18 protein-coding genes and 1 tRNA gene are annotated in these 20,909 nt (G+C 71.9%); 7 read left to right on the top strand and 12 right to left on the bottom strand.

Annotated features, from left to right (window positions below):
* Positions 1–3: 3 nt before the first annotated feature.
* The gene (locus tag IE316_RS32685) at positions 4–897 is read right to left on the bottom strand and encodes a hypothetical protein (protein ID WP_190208173.1); all 894 of its coding nucleotides are present in this window, start codon (positions 895–897) and stop codon (positions 4–6) included.
* A gap of 117 nt (positions 898–1,014) precedes the next feature.
* Between IE316_RS32685 and IE316_RS32680 the strand changes: the two genes are divergently transcribed.
* From IE316_RS32680 to IE316_RS32660, 5 genes are all read left to right on the top strand, one after another.
* On the top strand, positions 1,015–1,365 hold the full coding sequence (locus IE316_RS32680; RefSeq protein ID WP_190208172.1) for a chorismate mutase: 351 nt from the start codon (positions 1,015–1,017) through the stop codon (positions 1,363–1,365).
* 156 nt (positions 1,366–1,521) lie between these two features.
* Positions 1,522–2,124: a response regulator gene (locus IE316_RS32675; protein WP_190208171.1), complete on the top strand. Its 603-nt coding sequence runs from the start codon at positions 1,522–1,524 to the stop codon at positions 2,122–2,124.
* 49 nt (positions 2,125–2,173) lie between these two features.
* A complete protein-coding gene (gene pepN, locus IE316_RS32670) occupies positions 2,174–4,675 on the top strand; it encodes an aminopeptidase N (protein ID WP_190208170.1) in 2,502 nt (833 codons plus the stop codon).
* Between the two features lie 507 nt (positions 4,676–5,182).
* Positions 5,183–6,544 (top strand): pyridoxal phosphate-dependent decarboxylase family protein, encoded by a 1,362-nt coding sequence (locus tag IE316_RS32665; RefSeq protein ID WP_190208169.1) that lies wholly within the window; start codon positions 5,183–5,185, stop codon positions 6,542–6,544.
* On the top strand, positions 6,541–7,944 hold the full coding sequence (locus tag IE316_RS32660; protein WP_190208168.1) for a lysine N(6)-hydroxylase/L-ornithine N(5)-oxygenase family protein: 1,404 nt from the start codon (positions 6,541–6,543) through the stop codon (positions 7,942–7,944). Before IE316_RS32665 ends, IE316_RS32660 begins: the two co-directional genes overlap by 4 nt.
* A 24-nt stretch (positions 7,945–7,968) precedes the next feature.
* On the opposite strand, the gene IE316_RS32655 is transcribed toward IE316_RS32660, so the two are convergent.
* A complete protein-coding gene (locus IE316_RS32655) occupies positions 7,969–9,771 on the bottom strand; it encodes a bifunctional metallophosphatase/5'-nucleotidase (protein ID WP_190208167.1) in 1,803 nt (600 codons plus the stop codon).
* Between the two features lie 243 nt (positions 9,772–10,014).
* On the opposite strand from IE316_RS32655, the gene pyk reads away from it, so the two are divergent.
* Complete coding sequence (gene pyk / locus IE316_RS32650; protein WP_190208166.1) at positions 10,015–11,439, top strand: pyruvate kinase; 1,425 nt, start codon at positions 10,015–10,017, stop codon at positions 11,437–11,439.
* Here the strand turns inward: pyk and IE316_RS32645 are convergent, their stop codons facing one another.
* Together IE316_RS32645 and IE316_RS32640 are read right to left on the bottom strand one after the other, a co-directional pair.
* Positions 11,440–12,228, bottom strand: a complete 789-nt coding sequence (locus IE316_RS32645) for a helix-turn-helix domain-containing protein (protein WP_190208165.1) — start codon at positions 12,226–12,228, stop codon at positions 11,440–11,442. It abuts the gene before it with no gap.
* Between the two features lie 85 nt (positions 12,229–12,313).
* Positions 12,314–12,397 (bottom strand) — tRNA-Leu (locus IE316_RS32640).
* A 103-nt stretch (positions 12,398–12,500) separates the two neighbouring features.
* On the opposite strand from IE316_RS32640, the gene IE316_RS32635 reads away from it, so the two are divergent.
* The gene (locus IE316_RS32635) at positions 12,501–13,157 is read left to right on the top strand and encodes an ANTAR domain-containing response regulator (protein ID WP_190208164.1); all 657 of its coding nucleotides are present in this window, start codon (positions 12,501–12,503) and stop codon (positions 13,155–13,157) included.
* A gap of 71 nt (positions 13,158–13,228) precedes the next feature.
* On the opposite strand, the gene IE316_RS32630 is transcribed toward IE316_RS32635, so the two are convergent.
* The 8 genes from IE316_RS32630 to IE316_RS32595 form a co-directional block, all read right to left on the bottom strand.
* The gene (locus IE316_RS32630; protein ID WP_190208163.1) at positions 13,229–13,945 is read right to left on the bottom strand and encodes an ABC transporter ATP-binding protein; all 717 of its coding nucleotides are present in this window, start codon (positions 13,943–13,945) and stop codon (positions 13,229–13,231) included.
* Positions 13,942–14,898 (bottom strand): ABC transporter ATP-binding protein, encoded by a 957-nt coding sequence (locus IE316_RS32625; protein ID WP_190208162.1) that lies wholly within the window; start codon positions 14,896–14,898, stop codon positions 13,942–13,944. The genes IE316_RS32630 and IE316_RS32625 overlap by 4 nt, the downstream gene beginning before the upstream one ends.
* 5 nt (positions 14,899–14,903) lie before the next feature.
* Positions 14,904–16,730 carry a branched-chain amino acid ABC transporter permease gene (locus tag IE316_RS32620; RefSeq protein ID WP_190208161.1) on the bottom strand — a complete coding sequence of 609 codons (1,827 nt, stop codon included), beginning with the start codon at positions 16,728–16,730 and terminating at the stop codon, positions 14,904–14,906.
* A gap of 5 nt (positions 16,731–16,735) precedes the next feature.
* Complete coding sequence (locus IE316_RS32615) at positions 16,736–17,668, bottom strand: branched-chain amino acid ABC transporter permease (RefSeq protein WP_190208160.1); 933 nt, start codon at positions 17,666–17,668, stop codon at positions 16,736–16,738.
* Between the two features lie 113 nt (positions 17,669–17,781).
* Positions 17,782–19,014 (bottom strand): branched-chain amino acid ABC transporter substrate-binding protein, encoded by a 1,233-nt coding sequence (locus tag IE316_RS32610; RefSeq protein WP_190208159.1) that lies wholly within the window; start codon positions 19,012–19,014, stop codon positions 17,782–17,784.
* Between the two features lie 288 nt (positions 19,015–19,302).
* A complete protein-coding gene (locus tag IE316_RS32605; protein WP_190208158.1) occupies positions 19,303–19,896 on the bottom strand; it encodes a Tat pathway signal sequence domain protein in 594 nt (197 codons plus the stop codon).
* Positions 19,893–20,297, bottom strand: a complete 405-nt coding sequence (locus IE316_RS32600; protein WP_229910646.1) for a hypothetical protein — start codon at positions 20,295–20,297, stop codon at positions 19,893–19,895. The genes IE316_RS32605 and IE316_RS32600 overlap by 4 nt, the downstream gene beginning before the upstream one ends.
* A gap of 70 nt (positions 20,298–20,367) precedes the next feature.
* Positions 20,368–20,856 (bottom strand): hotdog fold thioesterase, encoded by a 489-nt coding sequence (locus IE316_RS32595; protein WP_190208157.1) that lies wholly within the window; start codon positions 20,854–20,856, stop codon positions 20,368–20,370.
* Between the last annotated feature and the right edge of the window lie 53 nt (positions 20,857–20,909).

The raw sequence follows: 20,909 nt of genomic DNA, 5'->3' as shown, positions 1-20,909 counted from the left end.
GTGTCACGTGTCGCACTCCAGCACCGTCCGGCACAGCCCGCACCGCGCCCGCACCCGCCCCCGCACCGGCACCCGGATCCGCTGATGACAGGTCGGACACGGGAACGACACCCGCAGCGGCCCCCGCCCGTCCGGCGTGAACGCGTACGGCACGTCCCCGGCCGGCCCGGCGCCGCGGTCCTGGGCGTGCCGCCGGTCGCGCGCGTAGCGCCGCCGGCCCGCCCAGCCCGCCGCCGTCAGCGGCGGCTGCCGCCCGTCCAGCAGCGCCCGCTCCCGCCCCCGCACATACGCCGTGTACGCCTGCGGACTGGTGAACCACACCGACGGGTCCTCATCGAACACCAGCGCCCGCTTGGCCAGCACGTACCCGAACTCCTCCGGCGTCAGATACCCCAGCTTCTGCGAGGACGCCGCGTCCTCCCGGTAGGCGTCCAGCAGCAGCCAGCCCGCGCCCAGGTACGTCGTCACCGTGTCCGTCAGGATCTCGTTGTCCCGCACCCCCGGGAAGGACAGCCCCAGCCGGTGCAGATACACATGCGTCACCTCGTGCGCCAGGGCCGCGCCGATGTCCCGGCGATGGGTACGGAACCGGTCGTTCAGCTCCACGAAGTACTCCGGGCCCGCCGTCAGCTCCACGTTCGCCGCGTGGGACATCTCCCGGAAGGAGACGATCAGCCGGGCGTCCGGCAGCCGGTAGTGCCGCACCAGCTCCCGCGCCACCCGCTGCGCCCCCAGATGCAGGTCGTCGGTGTCGCAGAACGCCACGTCCGCCGGGGCCACGCTCACCGGGAAGGTCCGCACGCTGTCGTACGACAGTCGCCGGTACAGCGCGGTGACGGCGGCCCGCACCGTCTCCAGGTGGGGGTAGCCGTGCTCGACCGGTCCGTCGTTCGCCACGCCGCCACCCCCGGGACGTCTGCACCCGACTCCACTGTACGGCGGCGCCGAAGGACCGTCGCCGGTCCGTGAGACGGTACTCCCCGCCCCGCGGCCCGGCCCGTAGGCTGACCCGTCATGACCACCAGCAACACCGGTACCGATGCCGTCGACCCGGCCGTCCGCGAGGAACTCGCCCGGCTCCGCGAGAGCATCGACAACATCGACGCGGCCGTCGTCCACATGCTCGCCGAGCGCTTCAAGTGCACCCAGCAGGTCGGCCACCTCAAGGCCCGCCACCAGTTGCCGCCCGCCGACCCCGACCGCGAGGCCCGCCAGATCGCCCGGCTGCGCGCCCTGGCCGAGAGCGCCCGGCTCGACCCGGCGTTCGCCGAGAAGTTCCTCAACTTCATCATCGCCGAGGTGATCAGACACCACGAGCGGATCGCCGAGGACACCGGCCACGCGACGGGCCCCGCACCGCACTGATCCGGCCGCCGCCGCCCGCCCGGACGGCAGGGGGGAGTGACACCGGCGCGTGCGCGGGGCATGCTGCGCTGTGCACCCCCCAAGCCGGCCGGCGGGCAGCCGTCGCCGGTTCCTCGCCACCCGTACGGGTCGTGCACGAGGGAGGCTCATCGGGCCATGCCGCCGGATGCCGGGATACTCATCGTCGACGACCACGAGGACACCCTCTACGCCCTGGAGAGCGCCCTCACCCCGCTGGGCTACCGCCTGACCCGGGCCACCAGCGGCGACCAGGCGCTCAAGCAGGTGCTGCGCGGCCACGTCGGACTGCTCCTGCTGGACGTGCGGATGCCCGGCGTCGGCGGCCTCGACGTGGTCCGCTACATGCGCAAGGTCGCCCAGACCCAGCACATCCCGGTGCTCCTGCTCACCGGCTACGGCATCGACCACCACCTGAGCACCGCCGCCTTCCAGTTGGGCGTCGCCGACCTCATCGCCAAACCCGTGGACCCCTGGATCCTGCGCACCAAGGTCCGCTACCTCTACGACACCCACCAGCGCCGCCTCGCCCTCGAACGGGAACTGCGCGACCTGCGCGCCCGCGCACACGCCCAGGACGCGCCCCGCCCCGGCCTGCCCCACCCCGACGCGCCCGCCCCACCGGAGCGGCACGGGGCGCAAGGCGGGGCGCACGCGCCGGAACGCGCCGGGGAACGCATCGCAGAGTGCGCCGGAAAACGCCCCGGGGAGCGCGAACAACTGCACCGGGGCCGGACATAACCCCCGTACCGGACCCCGCCCCTGTGCCGCGCCCACCGCATCGGGCAGCATGGCCCGCATGTCCGTACTGACGCGCGACGAAGCGCAGACCCGTGCCCAGCTCCTCGATGTCCAGCACTACGCGATCGCCCTCGATCTCACCGGCGACGACGACACCTTCGACTCCCGTACCACCATCCGGTTCACGGCACGGGCCGGCACGGACACCTTCGTCGAACTCAAGCCCGCCGCACTGCACTCCGCCACTCTCGACGGACAGCCCCTCGACCCCGGCACCCTCGACGGCAACCGGCTGCCGCTCAAGGGCCTCACCGCCGGCGAGCACGAGCTGAGCGTCCACGCCGCCATGCGCTACTCCCGCACCGGCGAGGGCATGCACCGCTTCACCGACCCCGCCGACGGCGAGACCTACCTTTACACCCAGATGTTCATGGACGACGTCCAGCGCGTCTTCGCCGCCTTCGACCAGCCCGACCTCAAGGCCGTCTTCGACCTCACCGTCAAGGCCCCCGAAGGCTGGACCGTCCTCGCCAACGGCATCACCGAGCCCACCGGCGACGGCCACTGGACCGCCGCCCCCACCCCCCGGATCTCCACCTACCTCGTCGCCGTCGCCGCCGGGCCCTGGCACTCCGTGCGCACCGAGCACCGCGGCCTGCCCTTCGGCCTGCACTGCCGCCGCTCCCTCGCCCCCCACCTGGACGCCGACGCCGAGGAGATCCTCGACATCACCCGCGCCTGCTTCGACCGCTACCACGAGAAGTTCGACGAGCCCTACCCCTTCGACTCCTACGACCAGGCGTTCGTCCCCGAGTTCAACGCCGGCGCCATGGAGAACCCCGGCCTGGTCACCTTCCGCGACGAGTTCGTCTACCGCTCCGCCGTCACCGACACCGAACGCCAGACCCGCGCCATGGTCATCGCCCACGAGATGGCCCACATGTGGTTCGGCGACCTCGTCACCCTCACCTGGTGGGACGACATCTGGCTCAACGAGTCCTTCGCCGAGTACATGGGCTACCAGACCACCGCCGAGGCCACCCGCTTCACCGGTTCCTGGACCGAGTTCGGCGTCACCCGCAAGTCCTGGGGCTACGACGCCGACCAGCGCCCCTCCACCCACCCCGTCGCCCCCGAGGCCGTCCCCGACACCGCCTCCGCCCTGCTCAACTTCGACGGCATCTCCTACGCCAAGGGCGCCTCCGCCCTGCGCCAACTGGTGGCCTGGCTCGGCGAGAAGGACTTCCTGGCCGGCATCAACATCCACTTCTCCCGGCACCGGTTCGGCAACGCCGCCCTCGCCGACTTCCTCGACTCCCTGGCCGCCGCCACCGACCGCGACGTGCACGCCTGGGCCGACGCCTGGCTGCGCACCACCGGCGTCGACACCCTCACCGCGGCCGTCGACGCCCGCCCCGGCGCCTGGACCCTCGCCCTGCACCGCGACGGCAGCCGCCCGCACCGCGCCACCATCGGCGTCTACGACCGCGACCTCAACGACGGCCGCACCCTCGTCCTGCGCGAACGCTACGAGACGGACGTCCCCCAGGCCGCCCCCGAGACCCGCCCCGGCACCCGCCCCGCCCTCGTCCTGCCCAACGACCTCGACCACACCTACGCCAAGATCCGCCTGGACGAGCACTCCCTGGAGACCGCCCTGCGCGGCCTGTCCCAGCTCCCCGACGCCCTCACCCGCACCGTGGTGTGGAACGCCCTGCGCGACATGGTCCGCGACGGCGAACTCGCCCCCGGCGACTACCTGGCCACCGCCACCGCCCACCTCCCCGAGGAGACCGACCTCGCCCTCGTCCAGGGCGTCCTCGCCTTCGCCGGCACCCACATCGCCGACCGCTACCTCACCCCCGGACAGCGGCCCGCCGCCCTCGCCGACCTCACCGGCCTCTGCCGCGACATCGTCCGCCGCACCGAGGACGGCGACCACCCCGGGCTCCGCCTGATCGCCGTACGCCACCGCATCGCCACCGCCACCCGCCCCGACACCATCGCCGCCTGGCTCGCCGACGGCACCGTCCCCGGCGGCCCCGAACTCGACCCCGAACTGCGCTGGCGCATCCTCACCCGGCTCGCCGTCCTCGGCGCCACCGACGAGGCCGCCATCGCCGCCGAACTCGTCCGCGACCCCAGCGCCGCCGGCCGGGAAGGCGCCGCCCGCTGCCGCGCCGCCCTGCCCGACCCCGAGGCCAAGGCCCGCGCCTGGGCGGCCATGTTCGACTCCGACGACCTGTCCAACTACCTGTTCACCGCCACCGCCCAGGGCTTCTGGCAGCCGGAACAGGCCGACCTGGTACGCGCGTACGTCCCCCGGTACTTCACCGACGCCGTCGCCGTCGCCGCCCGCCGCGGCCCCGCCATCGCCGACGCGGCCGGCCGCTGGGCGTTCCCCGCCCACGCCGTCGACCCCGACACCCTCCGCCTCGGCGAGGAGTGCCTGCGCGACGCCGACCCCGTCCCGTCCCTGCGCCGCCGCCTCACCGACGAACTGGACGACCTGCGCCGCGCACTGCGGGTACGGGAGGCGCACGGGGAGTGACTTCTGCCGCGCGGGGCGGCTGCGGGTGATCGGTGGTCGCTCGCGCAGTTCCCCGCGCCCCTCGGGGGGCGCGGGCGTCCCGCGTGGGAGCTCGCCCGGCGGAATCCCCGTACGGGGAGTGACTCCTGCCGCGCGGGGCGGCTGCGGGTGATCGGTGGTCGCTCGCGCAGTTCCCCGCGCCCCTCGGGGCGCGCGGGCGACCCGCGTAGGAGACCGCCCGGCGGAAGCTCCCGCACGGGGAGTGACCCGGGAGCCCGCCCGGCGGAAGCTCCGCACGGGGAGTGACCCCCCGCCGCGCGGGGCGGCCGCGGGTGATCCGTGGTCGCTCGGGCGGTTCCCCGCGCGCCTCAGGGGGCGCGGGCGACCCGCACGGGAGCCCGCCCGGCGGAAACCGGCCGAAGCCTACACCCCCTCCGACACATTTTCCCCGCACGACAGTGCCCCCATTCGGGTACCGCTCGTTGGGCCTTCCGGACGCGGCCCCCGTCCCGCGCCCGGGAGGAACCCATGAGTGCCCCGCCACCCCTCGCCTCGGGCCCCGACGGCCCCGACGCCCTGCGGCCCCTGCTCGACACCGTCCTCGACGCCCTGCGCACCGGCACGGCCGCCCGCCGCGGCCCGCTCCCGGCCGGCGGCCCGCACACCGTCGCCGCACAGCTCCGCCACGCCCTCGGCGACATCCTCCCCGACCACGGCGACCCCGACGCCCTGCGCACCCTCGTCACCGCCCTCGCCGCCGGCGCCGCCGACCCCGCCCACCCCCTGTGCGCCGGCCACCTGCACGGACCGCCGCTCGCCGTCGCCACCGCCGCCGACCTCGCCGCCAGCGCCCTCAACCCCTCCCTCGACTCCTGGGACCAGGCCCCCGCCGCCTCCGCCCTGGAAGCCCTCGTCACCCGCGCCCTCGCCCACGAGACCGGCGCCGCCGACGCCCTCGTCACCACCGGCGGCACCGAATCCAACCAGCTCGCCGTCCTCCTCGCCCGCGAGGACCACGGACCCGGCCTGCGCCTCGTGCACGGCACCAACGCCCACCACTCGCTGCCCCGCGCCGCCTGGCTCTACGGCCTGCCCGACCCCGTCACCGTCCCCGCCCCGGCCGGCCGCCTCGACCCCGACGCCCTCGACCACGCCCTGCGCGACACCCCCGGCCCCCACCTCGTCGCCGCCACCGCCGGCACCACCGACGCCGGCCTCATCGACCCGCTGCCCGAGATCGCCGCCCGCTGCGCCGCCCACGGCGCCCGGCTGCACATCGACGCGGCCTACGGCGGCGGCCTGCTGTTCAGCGCCCGGCACCGGACCCGCCTCACCGGCCTCGACACCGCCGACACCGTCGCCCTCGACCTGCACAAGACCGGCTGGCAGCCCATCGCCGCCGGCCTCCTCACCGTCCGCGACCCCGCCCGCCTCACCGCCCTGCGCCAGCGCGCCGACTACCTCAGCGCCGCCGACGACACCGACGCCGGCCTGCCCGACCTGCTCGGCCGCTCCCCGCGCACCAGCCGCCGCCCCGACATCCTCAAGATCGCCGTCACCCTCAAGACCCTCGGCCGCACCGGACTCGGCGCCCTCATCGACCGCGTCTGCGACCTCGCCCAGGACCTCGCCGCCCGCGTCACCGCCCGCCCCGGCCTCCACCTGCACGCCCCGCCCGCCCTCAGCACCGTCCTGTTCCGGCCCGCCGGCGCCCCCGACCCCACCGTCGCCGCCGTCCGCCGGACCCTGCTCACCGAAGGACACGCCGTCCTCGGCCGGGCCCGCCTCGACGGCCGCCTCTGGCTCAAGGCCACCCTCCTCAACCCGCACACCCGGCCCGAGGACCTGGCCGCCCTCCTCGACCTCGTGGAAGGACACACCCCCCGATGAACGACGACACCCCCCGCGACCTGGTCGGCATCGGCATCGGCCCGTTCAACCTCTCCCTGGCCGCCCTCGCCCACCCCCTCGACGGCCTCGACACCGTCTTCTACGACCAGCGCCCCGCCTTCCACTGGCACCCCGGCCTGCTCATCGACGGCGCCCGCCTCCAGGTCCCCTTCCTCGCCGACCTCGTCACCCTCGCCGACCCCGCCAGCCCCTGGAGCTTCCTCAACTACCTCAAAGAACGCGAACGCCTCTACCCCTTCTACTTCGCCGAACGCTTCCACATCCAGCGCGCCGAGTACGACGCCTACTGCCGCTGGGTCGCCGAGCACCTCCCCGCCCTCCGCTTCGGCCACCGGGTCGACGCCGTCCGCTTCCACCCCGACCGCGCCCTGTTCGAGGTCGACCACACCCGCCTCCACCCCGACGGCCGGCCCGGGACCCCCGGCCGCACCCACACCCGCCACCTCGTCCTCGGCACCGGCACCGAGCCCCACGTCCCCGACCCGCTGCGGCCCCTCGTCGACAACCCCGCCGTCCCCGTCCTGCACGCCGCCGACTACCTCGACCACCGCGCCGACCTGCTCACCGCCGGCCACGTCACCGTCATCGGCACCGGCCAGTCCGGCGCCGAGATCTTCCTCGACCTGCTCCGCCACCGCCCGGCCGGCCGCGAACGCCTGCACTGGCTCGGCCGCACCCCCGCCCTCGCCCCCATGGAGTACTCCAAACTCGGCCTGGAGCACTTCACCCCCGACTACACCCGCTACTTCCACGCCCTGCCCGGACCCGTCCGCGACCGCCTCGTCCCCGCCCAGTGGCAGCTCCACAAGGCCGTCGACGCCGGCACCCTTGCCGCCATCCACGACGAGCTCTACCGCCGCACCCTGCACGGAAGCTGGCCCGACACCGTCCTCACCCCCGGCGTCCTGGTCCGCACCGCCGGCCGCGTCACCACCACCAAGGTCGAACTCCACCTCGAACACACCGAACAGAACACCCGCACCCGCCTCACCACCGACGCCGTCGTCCTCGCCACCGGCTACCGCGAACGCCCCCTCGACCGCCTCCTCGCCGGCCTCGACCCCTACCTCCGCCGCGACCACCACGGCCGCCCCCGCGTCGACCACCGCTTCCGCCTCGTCCTCGACCCCCGGATCAAGGCCGCCGGCTGCCAGATCTTCGTCCAGAACGCCGAGACCCACACCCACGGCGTCGGCACCCCCGACCTCGGCCTCGCCGCCTGGCGCAGCGCCACCATCCTCAACACCCTCACCGGCACCGAGCCCTACCCCCTGCCCCGCCGCACCGCCTTCACCACCTTCGGCCTCGAACAGCCCCCGCCCCAGACGCCGACCGCCCGCGAGGCACGCGTCCTCACCCCGCTCGCGGACGGCATCTGAAACGGCTCACCCCCGGCCCACCGGCTAGAACACCGGCACACCGTCCCGCGTCAACCGCCAGTCCACCGACGCGAAGTCCGCCGGATCCAGCACCCCCTTCGCCGTCACCCACTCCGCGATCCGGGTCCGGATCTCCGTCGACTCCGACCACACCTCCGGCGCCGACGCCACATGCGGAAACGCCCCACCGCCATTGGCCCGGTAGTTGTTCACCGCCAGCACGAACCGCTGCCCGTCGTCCAGCGGCACACCCCCGTACGCCAGATTCCGGATCCGCGACCCGGCCGGCCGCGCGATGTCGATCTCGTACGTCAGCCCCGACACATAGTCGTAGTTGTAGTCCGGCCGGCCACCCGCGTTCGTCAACCTCTCCACGTCCACCGCCGCCCCCACCGGGACCTGCGCGTAGTACTCCGCCGAGTACTCCAGGTACGCCCGCACCTGCGCACCCGTCAGCACCTTCGCCACCAGCGTGTTGTCGTACACGTACAGACCCGACAGATCCCGGATCGTCACCTCGCCCGCCGGAATCTCGGAGGTCCGCGAGAACGGCGACGCCTGCGCCAGCACCGGCAGCGCCGCGTACTCCGTACCCGCCAGCGCCGCCCGGACCACGTCCTCCTGCACCTTCGTGATCAGGTCGATCACCGGCGCGTCCGTGTACCGCGCGGCCACCGTCGTCAGCGTCTCGGTCGCCGTGCCCACGACCTGATTGACGTACGCCACCACCTTCGCGTGCTCCTCCGACAGCAGCCTGGTGATCCGCGGGTCGTCCTCGACCGCCGCCGAGTCCCGCAGCGACGCCCGCACCGACTCGACCCGCCACCGCCCCTTCTCGAACACCAGCGAGAAGTCGAACAGCGTCAGCCGCTCCGCGTAGCACAGCGGCTCCGACAGCACCACCGTCCGCCCCGTCTCCTCATTGACCACCTTCAACTCCGCGATCTCCTGGTGCGCGTGACCCACCAGGATCGCGTCGATGCCCGGCACCCGGCGGGCCACCTCCGCCGCCGCGTTCTCCACGTACGGCACCTGGTCGCCGTACGACGACGTCCCCGACGTCCCCGAGTGCGCCGACACCACCACCACGTCCGCGCCCATCGACCGCAGCTTCGGCACCCACTTCGCCGCCTGCTCCTCCAGCCCCGGGAACGCCAGCCTGCCCTGCACCAACGCCTTGTCCCAGATCGCGATGCCGGGATTGGTCAACCCCAGCACCGCCACCTTCACCGGCGGCGCCCCCGGCACCCGGAACGTCTTCATGAAGTACGGCGGGAAGGCCGGCCGCAGCGTCCTCGCGTCCACCGCGTTCGCGCCCAGCAGCGGGAAACGGCACTGCTCCTCGAACTTCCGCAGCGTCTCGATCCCGTAGTTGAACTCGTGGTTGCCCAGCGCCACCGCGTCGTACCCGATCGCGTTCATCGCCCGCGCCATCGGATGCACCGGCCCGCCCTCGGCGGTGATCGGGTCCACCTTCGCGTAGTAGTACGTCAACGGCGTGCCCTGAATCGTGTCACCGGCGTCCAGCAGCAGCGTGTTCTCCCGGCCCCGCTCCGCACGGACCTGGTTCACCAGCGTGGAGATCCGCGCCAGGCCCTGCGCGTTGCCCGCGCCGTCGGTGTACTCCGCGTCCTTGAAGTAGTCCCAGTTGAAGACGTGCCCGTGCAGATCGGTCGTGCCCAGCACCGTCAGCGCGTACCGCTTCGCCTTCCGGCCCCCGGGACCGGAGCGCGCCTCGGCCGCCGGCGCCGCCGCCGCACCCGCCAGCGCCACCCCCGCCCCCGTCACGGCGGACCTGTGCAGAAACTTCCGGCGGTTCAACGGCATGACTGACTCTCCTCGACGACGGACATCACGACCCGCATGGGTAACGCGCGTAGATTCTGGCCGCCGCGGACCACCGGCGACAGACCCCCCAGGTTGCGATCCGGTGACGCGACCCCCGGACGCCCCGGCGACCCGCCCCCCGGCCCACCCGTTCGAATCCCGTCAAAAGGGCTTCACCCAAAGGACGTTGGGGCGACACGCGCCCCCGAATCTCTACCCGCCGGTAAGTCATAGGCTCGTCCCATGCGCCGAGCCAGAATCGTCTGCACCCTGGGACCCGCCACCGACTCCTACGACCGGATCAAAGCACTGGTCGAGGCCGGCATGGACATCGCCCGCTGCAACCTCAGCCACGGCGACCACGCCGAACACGAGGAGCGCTACCGGCGCGTCCGCAAGGCATCCGACGAGACCGGCCGCAGCGTCGGCCTCCTCGCCGACCTCCAGGGCCCCAAGATCCGGCTCGGCACCTTCACCGAAGGACCCGTACTCCTCGAACCCGGCGACGACTTCACCCTCACCGTCGAAGAAGGCGCCGAGGGCGACCGCACCGGCTGCGGCACCACCTACGCCGGCCTCGCCGCCGACGTCACCCCCGGCGAACGCGTCCTCGTCGACGACGGCAAGGTCTGCCTGGAGGTCACCGCCGTCGACGGCCCCCGCGTCCGCACCCGCGTCGTCGAGGGCGGCATGGTCTCCGACCACAAGGGCCTCAACCTCCCCGGCGTCGCGGTCTCCGTCCCCGCCCTCGCCAAGAAGGACGAGGACGACCTGCGCTGGGCCCTGCGCACCGGCTTCGACGTCATCGCCCTCTCCTTCGTCCGCAGCGGACGCGACATCCTCGACGTCCACCGCGTCATGGACGAGGAGGGCCGCCGCCTCCCCGTCATCGCCAAGATCGAGAAACCCCAGGCGGTCGAGGACATCGAGGACATCGTCGCCGCCTTCGACGGCATCATGATCGCCCGCGGTGACCTCGGCGTCGAAATGCCGCTGGAACAGGTCCCCATCGTCCAGAAACGCGCCGTCAAACTCGCCAAACGGAACGCCAAACCGGTCATCGTCGCCACCCAGATGCTCGACTCGATGATCGACAACGCCCGGCCGACCCGCGCGGAAGCCTCCGACGTCGCCAACGCCGTGCTCGACGGCACCGACGCCGTGATGCTCTCCGGCGAGACCAGCGTCGGCAAGCACCCCGTCGACACCGTCCGCACCATGGCCCGCATCATCGAGGCGGCGGAGGAGGACCTCCTGGCCGCCGGGCTCCCGCCGCTCACCGACCGCACCAAACCCCGCACCCAGGGCGGCGCGGTCGCCCGCGCCGCGGCCGAGATCGGCGACTTCCTCGGCGCCAAGTACCTGGTCGCCTTCACCCAGTCCGGCGACACCGCCCGCCGCCTCTCCCGCTACCGCTCACCCATCCCGCTGCTCGCCTTCACCCCCGTCCCCTCCACCCGCTCCCAGCTCAACCTCACCTGGGGCGTGGAGACCTTCCTCGGCCCGCACGTCGACTCCACCGACGCGATGGTCGCCCAGGTCGACGAACTCCTCCTCCGCTACGGGCGGTGCCGCCCGGGGGACACCGTGATCATCACGGCGGGCTCCCCGCCCGGGATGCCGGGCACGACCAACCTGGTCCGGGTGCACCGGATCGGCGAGGACTGATCAGCACTTCGGCCCCACATGCGCATCCATGAGAGCGACGGAGGCTTTGCGGGCGACGGAGATGTTGTAGGGGTTTCCGTGGCGTGTGCAGTGGGTCCACTCGATGCCGAGCGTGTCGAGGGTGTCGGTGTAGAGGCGGCGGATGTCGTCGGACACGTTGGTGAAGAAGTACCGCGGATACTCGTAGCGCTTCCGCTCGCCGCCGACGAGCCGGGTCGTCCAGTTGGTGATCCGGCAGCCGTCGGAGTGGATCAGCCCCCGGACGAACTCCCAGGGGTGGGCGTCGACGATCGTCTGCTGCCAGGGTTCGAGAACGATCCGCCGCTCGTGCTTCTTGCCGGGGCCGTGCTGCGGGAAGAGGCAGTGCAGGTGCTTCGAGTAGACCTTCACGTTGTGGCAGCCGGTCCGCCGCACGCGGCAGACCGAGTTGTCCGGGAAGACAGCCCGCATCGCGTTCTCGCAGTCGTCCATGAGCCCCGGCCATGAGTCCGAGCAGGTGATCATGAGATTGGGTACGCGGTGTGCCGAGTAGTGGCTGATGTGCCCGTCGCCGAGGTAGAGGCCCAGCAGGTAGCTGTACGCGGGCTCGTCCAGTCCCCGCCCGTCGCACCTCGGGCAGGGCGGATCGGGCCTGCCCGGACACGCGCCTCGCTCGGCGAGGTCCCTGTGCTTCCAGTAGCCGACCGTGCCCAGGGGCACGTTCAGTTGCCGGGCGACAGCGGAGTTCGGTACACCGCCGCGCAGCAGGTCGAGGGCCCTCTGTCGTACTTCGACGCCGTGGAAGATCATGCGACCAGGGTGGGCCGCCGGGCGTGAGGGCGTACACCGAAAAGCGGAAGATCACGCGAACGTGACCTTCCGCTTTGTGTCTGTGTGCCCGGTGTGGGATTCGAACCCACATGCCCAAAGGGCACGGCATTTTGAGTGCCGCGAGTCTGACCAGTTCCTCCAACCGGGCTGGCCGGGTAACCGCTGAGAAGTGTACCGGGTCCTCGTCCGTCACCGCCTCTGGGTAGGCTGCATAGGCAGCAGTACTGCCCGGCCCGTAACAAGGAGCCCACGTGACCGCCCCCGAGTCGCCCCAGCCCGTCGACGTGCCCGATGACGACAAGTCGCACGTGCCTCCGCTGACGACCCGTGTCGTCATCGCCGAGGACGAGGCGCTCATCCGGCTGGATCTGAAAGAGATGCTGGAGGAGGAGGGGTACTCCGTCGTCGGCGAGGCCGGTGACGGTGAGCAGGCCGTCGAGCTGGCCCGTGAGCACCGGCCCGACCTGGTGATCCTGGACGTGAAGATGCCGAAGCTGGACGGCATCTCGGCGGCCGAGAAGATCGCCGAGGAGCGCATCGCCCCCGTCCTGATGCTGACCGCGTTCTCGCAGCGCGACCTGGTGGAGCGGGCTCGGGACGCCGGTGCGATGGCGTACCTGGTCAAGCCGTTCAGCAAGAGCGACGTCGTCCCGGCGATCGAGATGGCCGTCTCGCGGTTCACCGAGCTGAAGGAGCTGGAGAAGGAGGTCGCGGACCTCTCCCAGCGGCTGGAGACCCGCAAGCTGGTGGACCGCGCCAAGTCCATCCTGCAGACGGAGTACGGGCTGACCGAGCCGGCCGCCTTCCGGTGGATCCAGAAGACCTCGATGGACCGGCGGATGTCGATGCAGCAGGTCGCCCAGGCCGTGATCCAGGACGCCGAGGAGAAGAAGGCGCCCAAGGGCTGACCCGGCGGGCGGCACGAGCGGCCCGCGTCCCCCCGCCGCGGCGGGAGGGCGCGGGCCGCTGCCGTGCGGGTTCAGTCCTCGCCGAGGTACGCCTTGCGGACCGACTCGTCGTGGAGGAGGTCCTGCCCGGAGCCGGACAGGACGATGTTGCCGACCTCCATGACGTGGCCGTGGTCGGCCAGGGAGAGCGCGGCCTGGGCGTTCTGCTCGACCAGGAGGATGGTCGTGCCCTGGGACTTCAGTTCCGCGATGGTCGACATGATCTTCTGCATCATGATCGGGGAGAGGCCCATGGAGGGTTCGTCGAGCATGAGCAGTTTGGGGCGGGACATCAGGGCCCTGCCCATGGCGAGCATCTGCTGCTCGCCGCCGGAGAGGGTGCCGGCGGCCTGCTTGCGGCGTTCCCCGAGGATGGGGAAGAGGTCGTAGGCGCGCTGGATGTCCTGCTCGATGCCGGCCTTGTCGTTGCGGAGGAAGGCGCCGAGGCGGAGGTTGTCCTCGATGGTCATGCGGGGGAAGATGTGCCGGCCCTCGGGGGAGTGGGCGAGGCCGAGGGAGACGATCTGGTGGGCGGGGACCTTCTTCAGTGACCGGCCGTCGAAGCGTATCTGTCCGCCGACGGGCCTGAGCAGGCCGGACAGGGTGCGCAGGGTGGTGGTCTTGCCGGCGCCGTTGGTGCCGATGAGGGTGACGACCTCGCCGGCGTCGACGGTGAACGAGATGCCCTTGACGGCTTCGATCTTGCCGTAGGCGACGCGGAGGTCCTCGACCTCGAGCAGCGCGGTCATCGGTCGGTCTCCTTGTTCTGCTGTCCGGCCGCGGGGTCGGGGTCCGCCGGTGTGCCGGGGTCGGCCGGGGTGCCGGCGTGGGTCCCGGCGTGGGCTTCGGCGGCTTCCACTTCGGCGGCTTCGGCGGCGCCGGGGTCGTTGTCCAGGGGTTCGCCGAGGTAGGCGGCGACGACGCGGTCGTCGCCCTGGACGGTGGCGCTGTCGCCTTCGACGAGTTTCTCGCCCTGGACGAGGACGGCGACGCGGTCGCAGAGGTTGAAGATGAACCGCATGTCGTGCTCGATGACGAGGACGGCGATGCCCTGGTCGCGGATGGCGAAGACGAGTTCTTCGGTGGCGCGGGTCTCCTGGGGGTTCATGCCGGCGGTGGGCTCGTCGAGGAGGAGCAGGCCGGGTTCGCTGGCGAGGGCGCGGGCGATCTCGAGTTTGCGCTGTTCGCCGTAGGGGAGGTTGCGCGCGAGGTGGTCGGCCTTGGCGGCGAGGCCGACGAAGTCGAGGAGTTCCATGGCGCGGGCGCGGGAGGCTTTCTCGGCGCGGTGGAAGCCGGGGCCGCGCAGGACGGCGGACCAGAAGCCTTCTTTGGTGCGGGTGTGGCGGCCGACGAGGACGTTCTCCAGGACGGTCATGTTGGCGAAGAGGCGGATGTTCTGGAAGGTGCGGGCGATGCCGGCGGCGGTGACCTTGAAGGATTTGGGCGGCAGGAGCTGGCCCTGGTAGCGGACCTCGCCCTCGGTGGGGGTGTAGAGGCCGGTGAGGCAGTTGAAGAAGGTGGTCTTGCCGGCGCCGTTGGGGCCGATGAGTCCGACGATCTCGCCGCTGTTGACGGTGAGGTCGACGCCGCGGACGGCGGTGAGGCCGCCGAAGCGCATGGTGACGCCGCGGGCGTCGAGGACGGTCCGGCCGGGGGTGGTGGCGCCGGGGGCGTTGCCCTGGGTGGTGGTGTCGGTGGTCATGGTGGTCAGGCCCCTGTCTTGCCGAGGACTGCGGGCGCGTCGGCCTCTTCGTGGAATTCGAGCTGGCGGCGGCGGTTGGGGACGAGGCCCTCGGGGCGGAAGCGCATCAGCAGCACGAGGGCGAGTCCGAAGGCGAAGAGCTGGTAGTCGCCGAGGAACTGGAGTTTGTTGGGGATGAGGAAGAGCAGTGCGGCGCCGATGAGGGGTCCGCCGATGGTGCCCATGCCGCCGAGGACGACGGCGGCGAGGAGGAAGGCGGAGTTGGGCGGGGTGGTGCCGGCGAAGAGGTACTGCTCGGGGGTGACGGTGTAGGTGACGTGGGCCTGGACGGTGCCGGCGAGGCCGGCCAGGGAGGCGCCGACGGCGAAGGCGATGAGTTTGACGCGGAAGCCGTTGATGCCCATGGCGAGGGCGGCGGTCTCGTCCTCGCGGATGGCGACCCAGGCGCGGCCGATGCGGGAGTCGCCGCTGCGCCGGAAGACGAGGACGACGACGGCGGTGATGAGCAGCATCAGGAAGAAGTAGTTGGCGAAGCGGCCGATGGTGACGCCGGCGACGTCGTGGTGGGTGCCGAAGTCGAAGCCGAGGATGTCCAGGTCGGGGATGCCGGCGATGCCGTTGGAGCCGTTGGTGACGTCGGGTCCGGAGGTGCCGTCGAGGTTGTTGGCGGTGATGCGGAAGATCTCGCCGAAGCCGAGGGTGACGATGGCGAGGTAGTCGCCGCGCAGCCGGAGGGTGGGGGCGCCGATGAGGACGCCGAAGACGAGGGAGGCGGCGGCGCCGACGAGGACGGCGGCCCAGAAGGGGAAGTGCACGTCGAAGGGGGAGCTCTGGGAGCCGGAGACCAGGGAGGCGGCGTAGGCGCCGACGCCGAGGAAGGCGACGTATCCGAGGTCGAGGAGGCCGGCGAGGCCGACGACGATGTTCAGGCCGAGGGCGACGGTGGCGAAGATGAGGATGTAGACGCCGAGGGTGGCGTACTGGTCGTCGGTCTGGGTGAAGGGGAAGCAGGCGGCGGCGACGAAGGCGCCGCAGATGGTGATGTTCTGGTGCCGGGCGGTGATCTCGGTGACCTGGGCGATCAGTCCGGAGCGGTGCAGGGCGGCGAAGCCGAGGCCGGCGGTGATGAGGAAGCCGACGAAGAGTTCGTCGTACTCGGTGCCGATGCCGTAGGTGAAGACGGTCAGGGCGACGCCGAGGACGGCGACGATGACGAGGATCTCGGCCCAGGAGGGCAGGGTGGGGGCGGGGCGGGGGGTGCCGGGGGCGAAGGCGGCCCGGACGGTCCCCCAGCGCTGGGCGGTGGTGTGCCGGAACCGTTCCCAGGAGGTGCTGTCGGGGTCGAAGGGGTCGGGGTCGGGGTGGCGGAAGGGCAGGGCGAGGGCGCCGAGGAAGGCGATGAGGGTGGCGGCGGCGGCGAGGTAGCCGCCGGGTTCGAGGTTGACGACGCCGCCGAGCTGGGCGCTGATCGCGATGACCGTGTACCAGGTGGTGGCGAGGGTGGCGAGGGCGGCGAACTTGACGGCCGGGTCGGCGCCGGCGGGGGCGAGCCAGCGCAGGCCCTTGACGCCGTAGGAGGCGAGGCCGAGGAGGGCGGTGAGGGCGCCGCCGATGAGGGCGAGGACCTGGAGGCCGCCGGGGTAGCCGTAGACGGTGAGGTCGCCGGGGAAGGCGGAGGTCCAGGTCCAGGCGAGGAAGGTGGAGACGACGGTGAGGGCGCCGCCGCCGGTGGCGAGGGCGCGGCCGAGGTGCGGGGGTATGCCGATGAGGCCGGTGGCGCCGCCGGGGGTGGCGGGGCTGGGGGTCTTCGGGGTGGTGGTCTGTGTGGTCATCGGTGTCACGCCCTGTCCGCAACGCGTTCGCCGAGCAGGCCCTGGGGCCTGAGCAGCAGTACGAGGATGAGGAGGATGAAGGCCCAGACGTCGGCCCAGGACTGGCTGCCGAACTGGTCCAGGCCGGGGACGTCGGCGATGTAGGCGGCGGCGAGGGTCTCGGCGACGCCGAGGACGACGCCGCCGATCATGGCGCCGTAGATGTTGCCGATGCCGCCGAGGACGGCGGCGGTGAACGCCTTGAGGCCGAGGATGAAGCCCATCCGGAAGTCGATCTGGCCGTATTTGAGGCCGTTGGCGACGGCTCCGACGGCGGCGAAGAGGGCGCCGAGGGCGAAGGCGATGACGATGATGCGGTCGGTGTTGACGCCCATCAGGCGGGCGGTGTCCGGGTCCTGGGCGGTGGCCTGCATGCCGCGTCCGGTGCGGGTGCGCATCACGAAGTAGGCGAGGAAGGCCATGCTGACCGGGGCGGCGATGAGGAGGAAGATGTCGCCGGTCTGGATGGTGACGTCGCCGAGGTGGAAGGGGCCGCCGTCGATCTGGGGGAAGGTCCGCGCGGATTTCGCGTCGGGGTACCAGGCCCAGACCGCCTGCTGGAGGGCGAGGGAGAGGCCGATGGCGGTGATGAGGGGGGCGAGGCGGGGGGCGCCGCGCAGTGGACGGTAGGCGAACCGTTCCGCTCCGACGGCGACGGTGACGGCGACGATCATGGCGCCGATCAGCATCAGCGGCAGGGCGATCCACATGGAGGTGCCGTCGGGCAGGATGTAGACGTAGACCGTGAGTGCGCCGAAGGCGCCGGTCATGAAGATCTCGCCGTGGGCGAAGTTGATGAGCTGGACGATGCCGTAGACCATTGTGTAGCCGATGGCGATCAGCCCGTACATGGATCCCAGTAGCAGGCCGTTGACCAACTGCTGCGGCAGTTCGTTCACCGCATGTCCTCCGTGACTTTCGGGCGTTCGACGGATGTGGCCGGATGCGAGTCCGCGCGGGGCGCCTGTGAACAGCGCCCCGCGCGGTTTGGTGGGCTGTGGTGCGGGCTGGGTCAGCCGGTGTAGGTGCCGGACTTGACGGCCTTGAAGGCCCCGTTCTCGACGGCGTACACGGTGAGCTGCTTGTTGGTGGCGTCACCGAACTCGTCGAAGGAGACCTTGCCGGTCACTCCGTCGAAGGAGACGTTCTGCATGGCCTCGGTGACCTTGGCGCGGGCGTCGTCGGGGAGCTTTCCGCCGTTGTCGTCGACGACCTTCTTGACGGCCTCGATGATGGCCCAGGCGGAGTCGTAGGAGTAGCCGCCGTAGGCCGCGTAGTCCTCCTTGTAGCCGGCGGCCTTGTAGTCGGCGACGAACTTCTTGGCGGAGTCGAGTTCTTCGACGGGCGCGCCGACGGAGGTGGCGAGGTCGCCGTCGCTGCCGGCGCCGGCGAGCTTGATGAAGGTGTCGTCCTTGATGCCGTCGCCGCCGACGAGCGGGATCTTCGCTCCGGCTTCCTTGATCTGCTTGCTGAGCGGGCCGGCCTGCGGGTACTCGCCGCCGTAGTAGACGACGTCGGCGCCGGAGTTCTTGACCTTGGTGGCGACCGAGGAGAAGTCCTTGGTGTCGGGGTTGATGTGCTCGGTGCCGACGACCTTGCCGCCGAGCTTCTTGAATTCCTCGGTGAAGGTGCCGGCCAGGCCCGCGCCGTAGGTCTTCTTGTCGTCGATGACGAAGACCTTCTTCTTCTTGGCGTCGTTGTAGACGTACTGGGCGGCGAACGGGCCCTGGATGGCGTCGGTGGTGGCGGTGCGGAAGTAGGACTTGTACGGGCGGACCTTCTTGGTGCGCCAGTCCGGGCCCTGGGTGAGGGAGGGGCCGGTGTTGGCCGGGGAGACCTCGACGAGCCGGGCGCTGTCGAAGACCTTCTGCATCGACTCGCCGACGCTGGAGTTGAGCGGGCCGACGACGCCGAGGACGGACTTGTCGGCGACGAGCTTGGCGGCGTTCTGCTGGCCGACGGAGGGCTGGCCCTGGTCGTCGAGGGCTTCGATCTTGAAGGTGACGCCGTCGACGTACTTCTGCTTGTTGGCGGTCTTGGCGGCGAGGTCGGCCGAGTTCTTGATGCCGAGGCCCAGTGCGGTCAGGTCGCCGGTCAGCGGGGCGTCGACGCCGATGACGACGGTGGTGCCGTCGCCGCTGCCGGAGTCCGAGCCGCCGTCGTCGTCGCGCGAACCGCAGGCGGTGAGGGTGAGCGCTCCCGCCGCCAGAGCGGCGGTGATGGCGATGAGCGAACGTTGACGCACGATCAGTCCTTTCCCTGGCGCGGCCGCGTCCCCGTGGAGACGGCCGAGTCGAACGCTGGGCCGACGTGGCAATCGGACGGCGCGGTGACTGGCCGTGACTCTAAGCGGGTGCGGGGAACGCGGAGGAGGGTCTGACAAAGGCTGTGACGCTCTTGTTATGACACGGGGTAATGCAGAGCGGTACTGGCGGGGAAGAAGGGCAGAATTCCGGCCGATTCGCCCGGTCCGCATGCTGAGAACTCGCAGGACCGGGCGGCAGTGTTCAGGTGTGTCAGGGCTTTTTGGTGATTACCGGATTCTGTTGCCGCAGGCGACCTGAAGGGCTTCGGAGAGGTGCTGCGCATACCGCGGACCCAGGATGAAGCTGTGGACTTGTATTGCGCGCGTATTACGCAGTGTTACGTCGAGGAAAGGGAGTCCGGGATTCCGGGGCGCTTTATCGCATTCCGTCACCCGCAGCGTGACGGTGATCCGGCGGACGGAATGCGGTTTTGTCTGGAAAGGTGCCGCCGGGGACGAGGCCACGGAGAGGCCGGCGTAGGGCTGGCCGAGACGGGTCACGGTGACGGGCGGGCCGGAGCGCACGCTGAGCGCCACCGCGAAGCTGAACCCCGGGCCGGCGGTGGCGGTGCGGGGGGTGGCCACCGGGTCCAGGTAGACGAGGTCGACCGCCTGGGAGGGGTACGGCGGCGGGGTGTCGGGCCGGGACTCGGGCCGGCCGGCGTACAGGTAGCCGACGCCGGCCAGGACGGCGAGGGCCGCGGCGGTGGCGAGGACGGTACGGCGGCGGCGGGCGAGGCGCCCCGGGGGGCCGGGCGGCGCAGGCGGCGGGCCGTGGGCGAGGGTGCCCTCGCCCGCCTCGACGGGGCCGGTGCCGCTCATCCCCAGGGCCCCGCGGTCGGACCGCCGTCCCGGTAGGCGCGGGCGCATCCGGCGTGCACTCGTCGGTCGATCAACTCCCGCGCGGGCCCCGGCCCTTGACGGGCCTTCACCTGCCGGGCCTCTTCGAGGACCGCGCGCAGGATGTCGTACTGGCGGTTGGAGAGCCCCATCGACTGGTAGTCCCCGTAGGAGTCGCCGTCCAGCAACCGCCGCGCCCAGTAGGCGACGGCGCGCTCGCAGAGCCGCTCGGGCCGTACGGCCGTGGTGGAGGGGGTGGGCGTCGGTGCGGGACCGCCGTCCGGTGCCGGGGCGCCGCAGCCCGTGGCCGCCGCGCAGACCGCCAGCGTCAGCCCGGCCACCAGCACCCCCGCCCCCGGCCAGGGGGCCGCTCCCCGTCCCATGCCCCGACGCTAGGGCGTCGGGGGGCGGGGAGCAATGCGCGCGGCACCGGTCCGTGGCCCCGGACCGCGGTCAGCCGGCCGTGCCGCCCTGGGCCGCCGCGGCCAGGTCCGCGTCCCGCAGCAGACAGGTCAGCCGGGCCGTGCACACCCGCCGGTCCTGCTCGTCGGTGATCACGATCTCGTACGTCGCCGTGGTCCGGCCCCGGTGCACCGGCGTGGCCACCCCGGTCACCAGGCCGGAGCGGACCCCGCGGTGATGCGTGCAGTTCAGGTCGACCCCGACGGCGATCTTCGAGCTGCCGCCGTGCAGCATCGAGCCGACCGATCCGAGGGTCTCGGCCAGCACGGCCGAGGCGCCGCCGTGCAGCAGCCCGTACGGCTGGGTGTTGCCCTCCACCGGCATGGTGCCGACCACGCGGTCCGCCGACGCCTCCAGGATCTGGACGCCCATCCGGGTGCCGAGGTGTCCCGCGGAGAACAGGGCGGGCAGGTCGACGCCGAGCGCGGCGTACTCGTCGACGACGTCCTGCGGGAACTGCACCTGATGCTGCTCGCCCATGGGCCCGGCTCCGTTCGTTCTGGTCGGCACGGCACTGTACGCACTGAGCAAAC

The organism is Streptomyces fumanus, assembly GCF_014655295.1.
Taxonomy (GTDB): Bacteria; Actinomycetota; Actinomycetes; order Streptomycetales; family Streptomycetaceae; genus Streptomyces; species Streptomyces fumanus.
The sequence above is the reverse complement of the archived record's forward strand: the minus strand, read 5'-3'. Positions and strand labels throughout refer to the sequence as shown.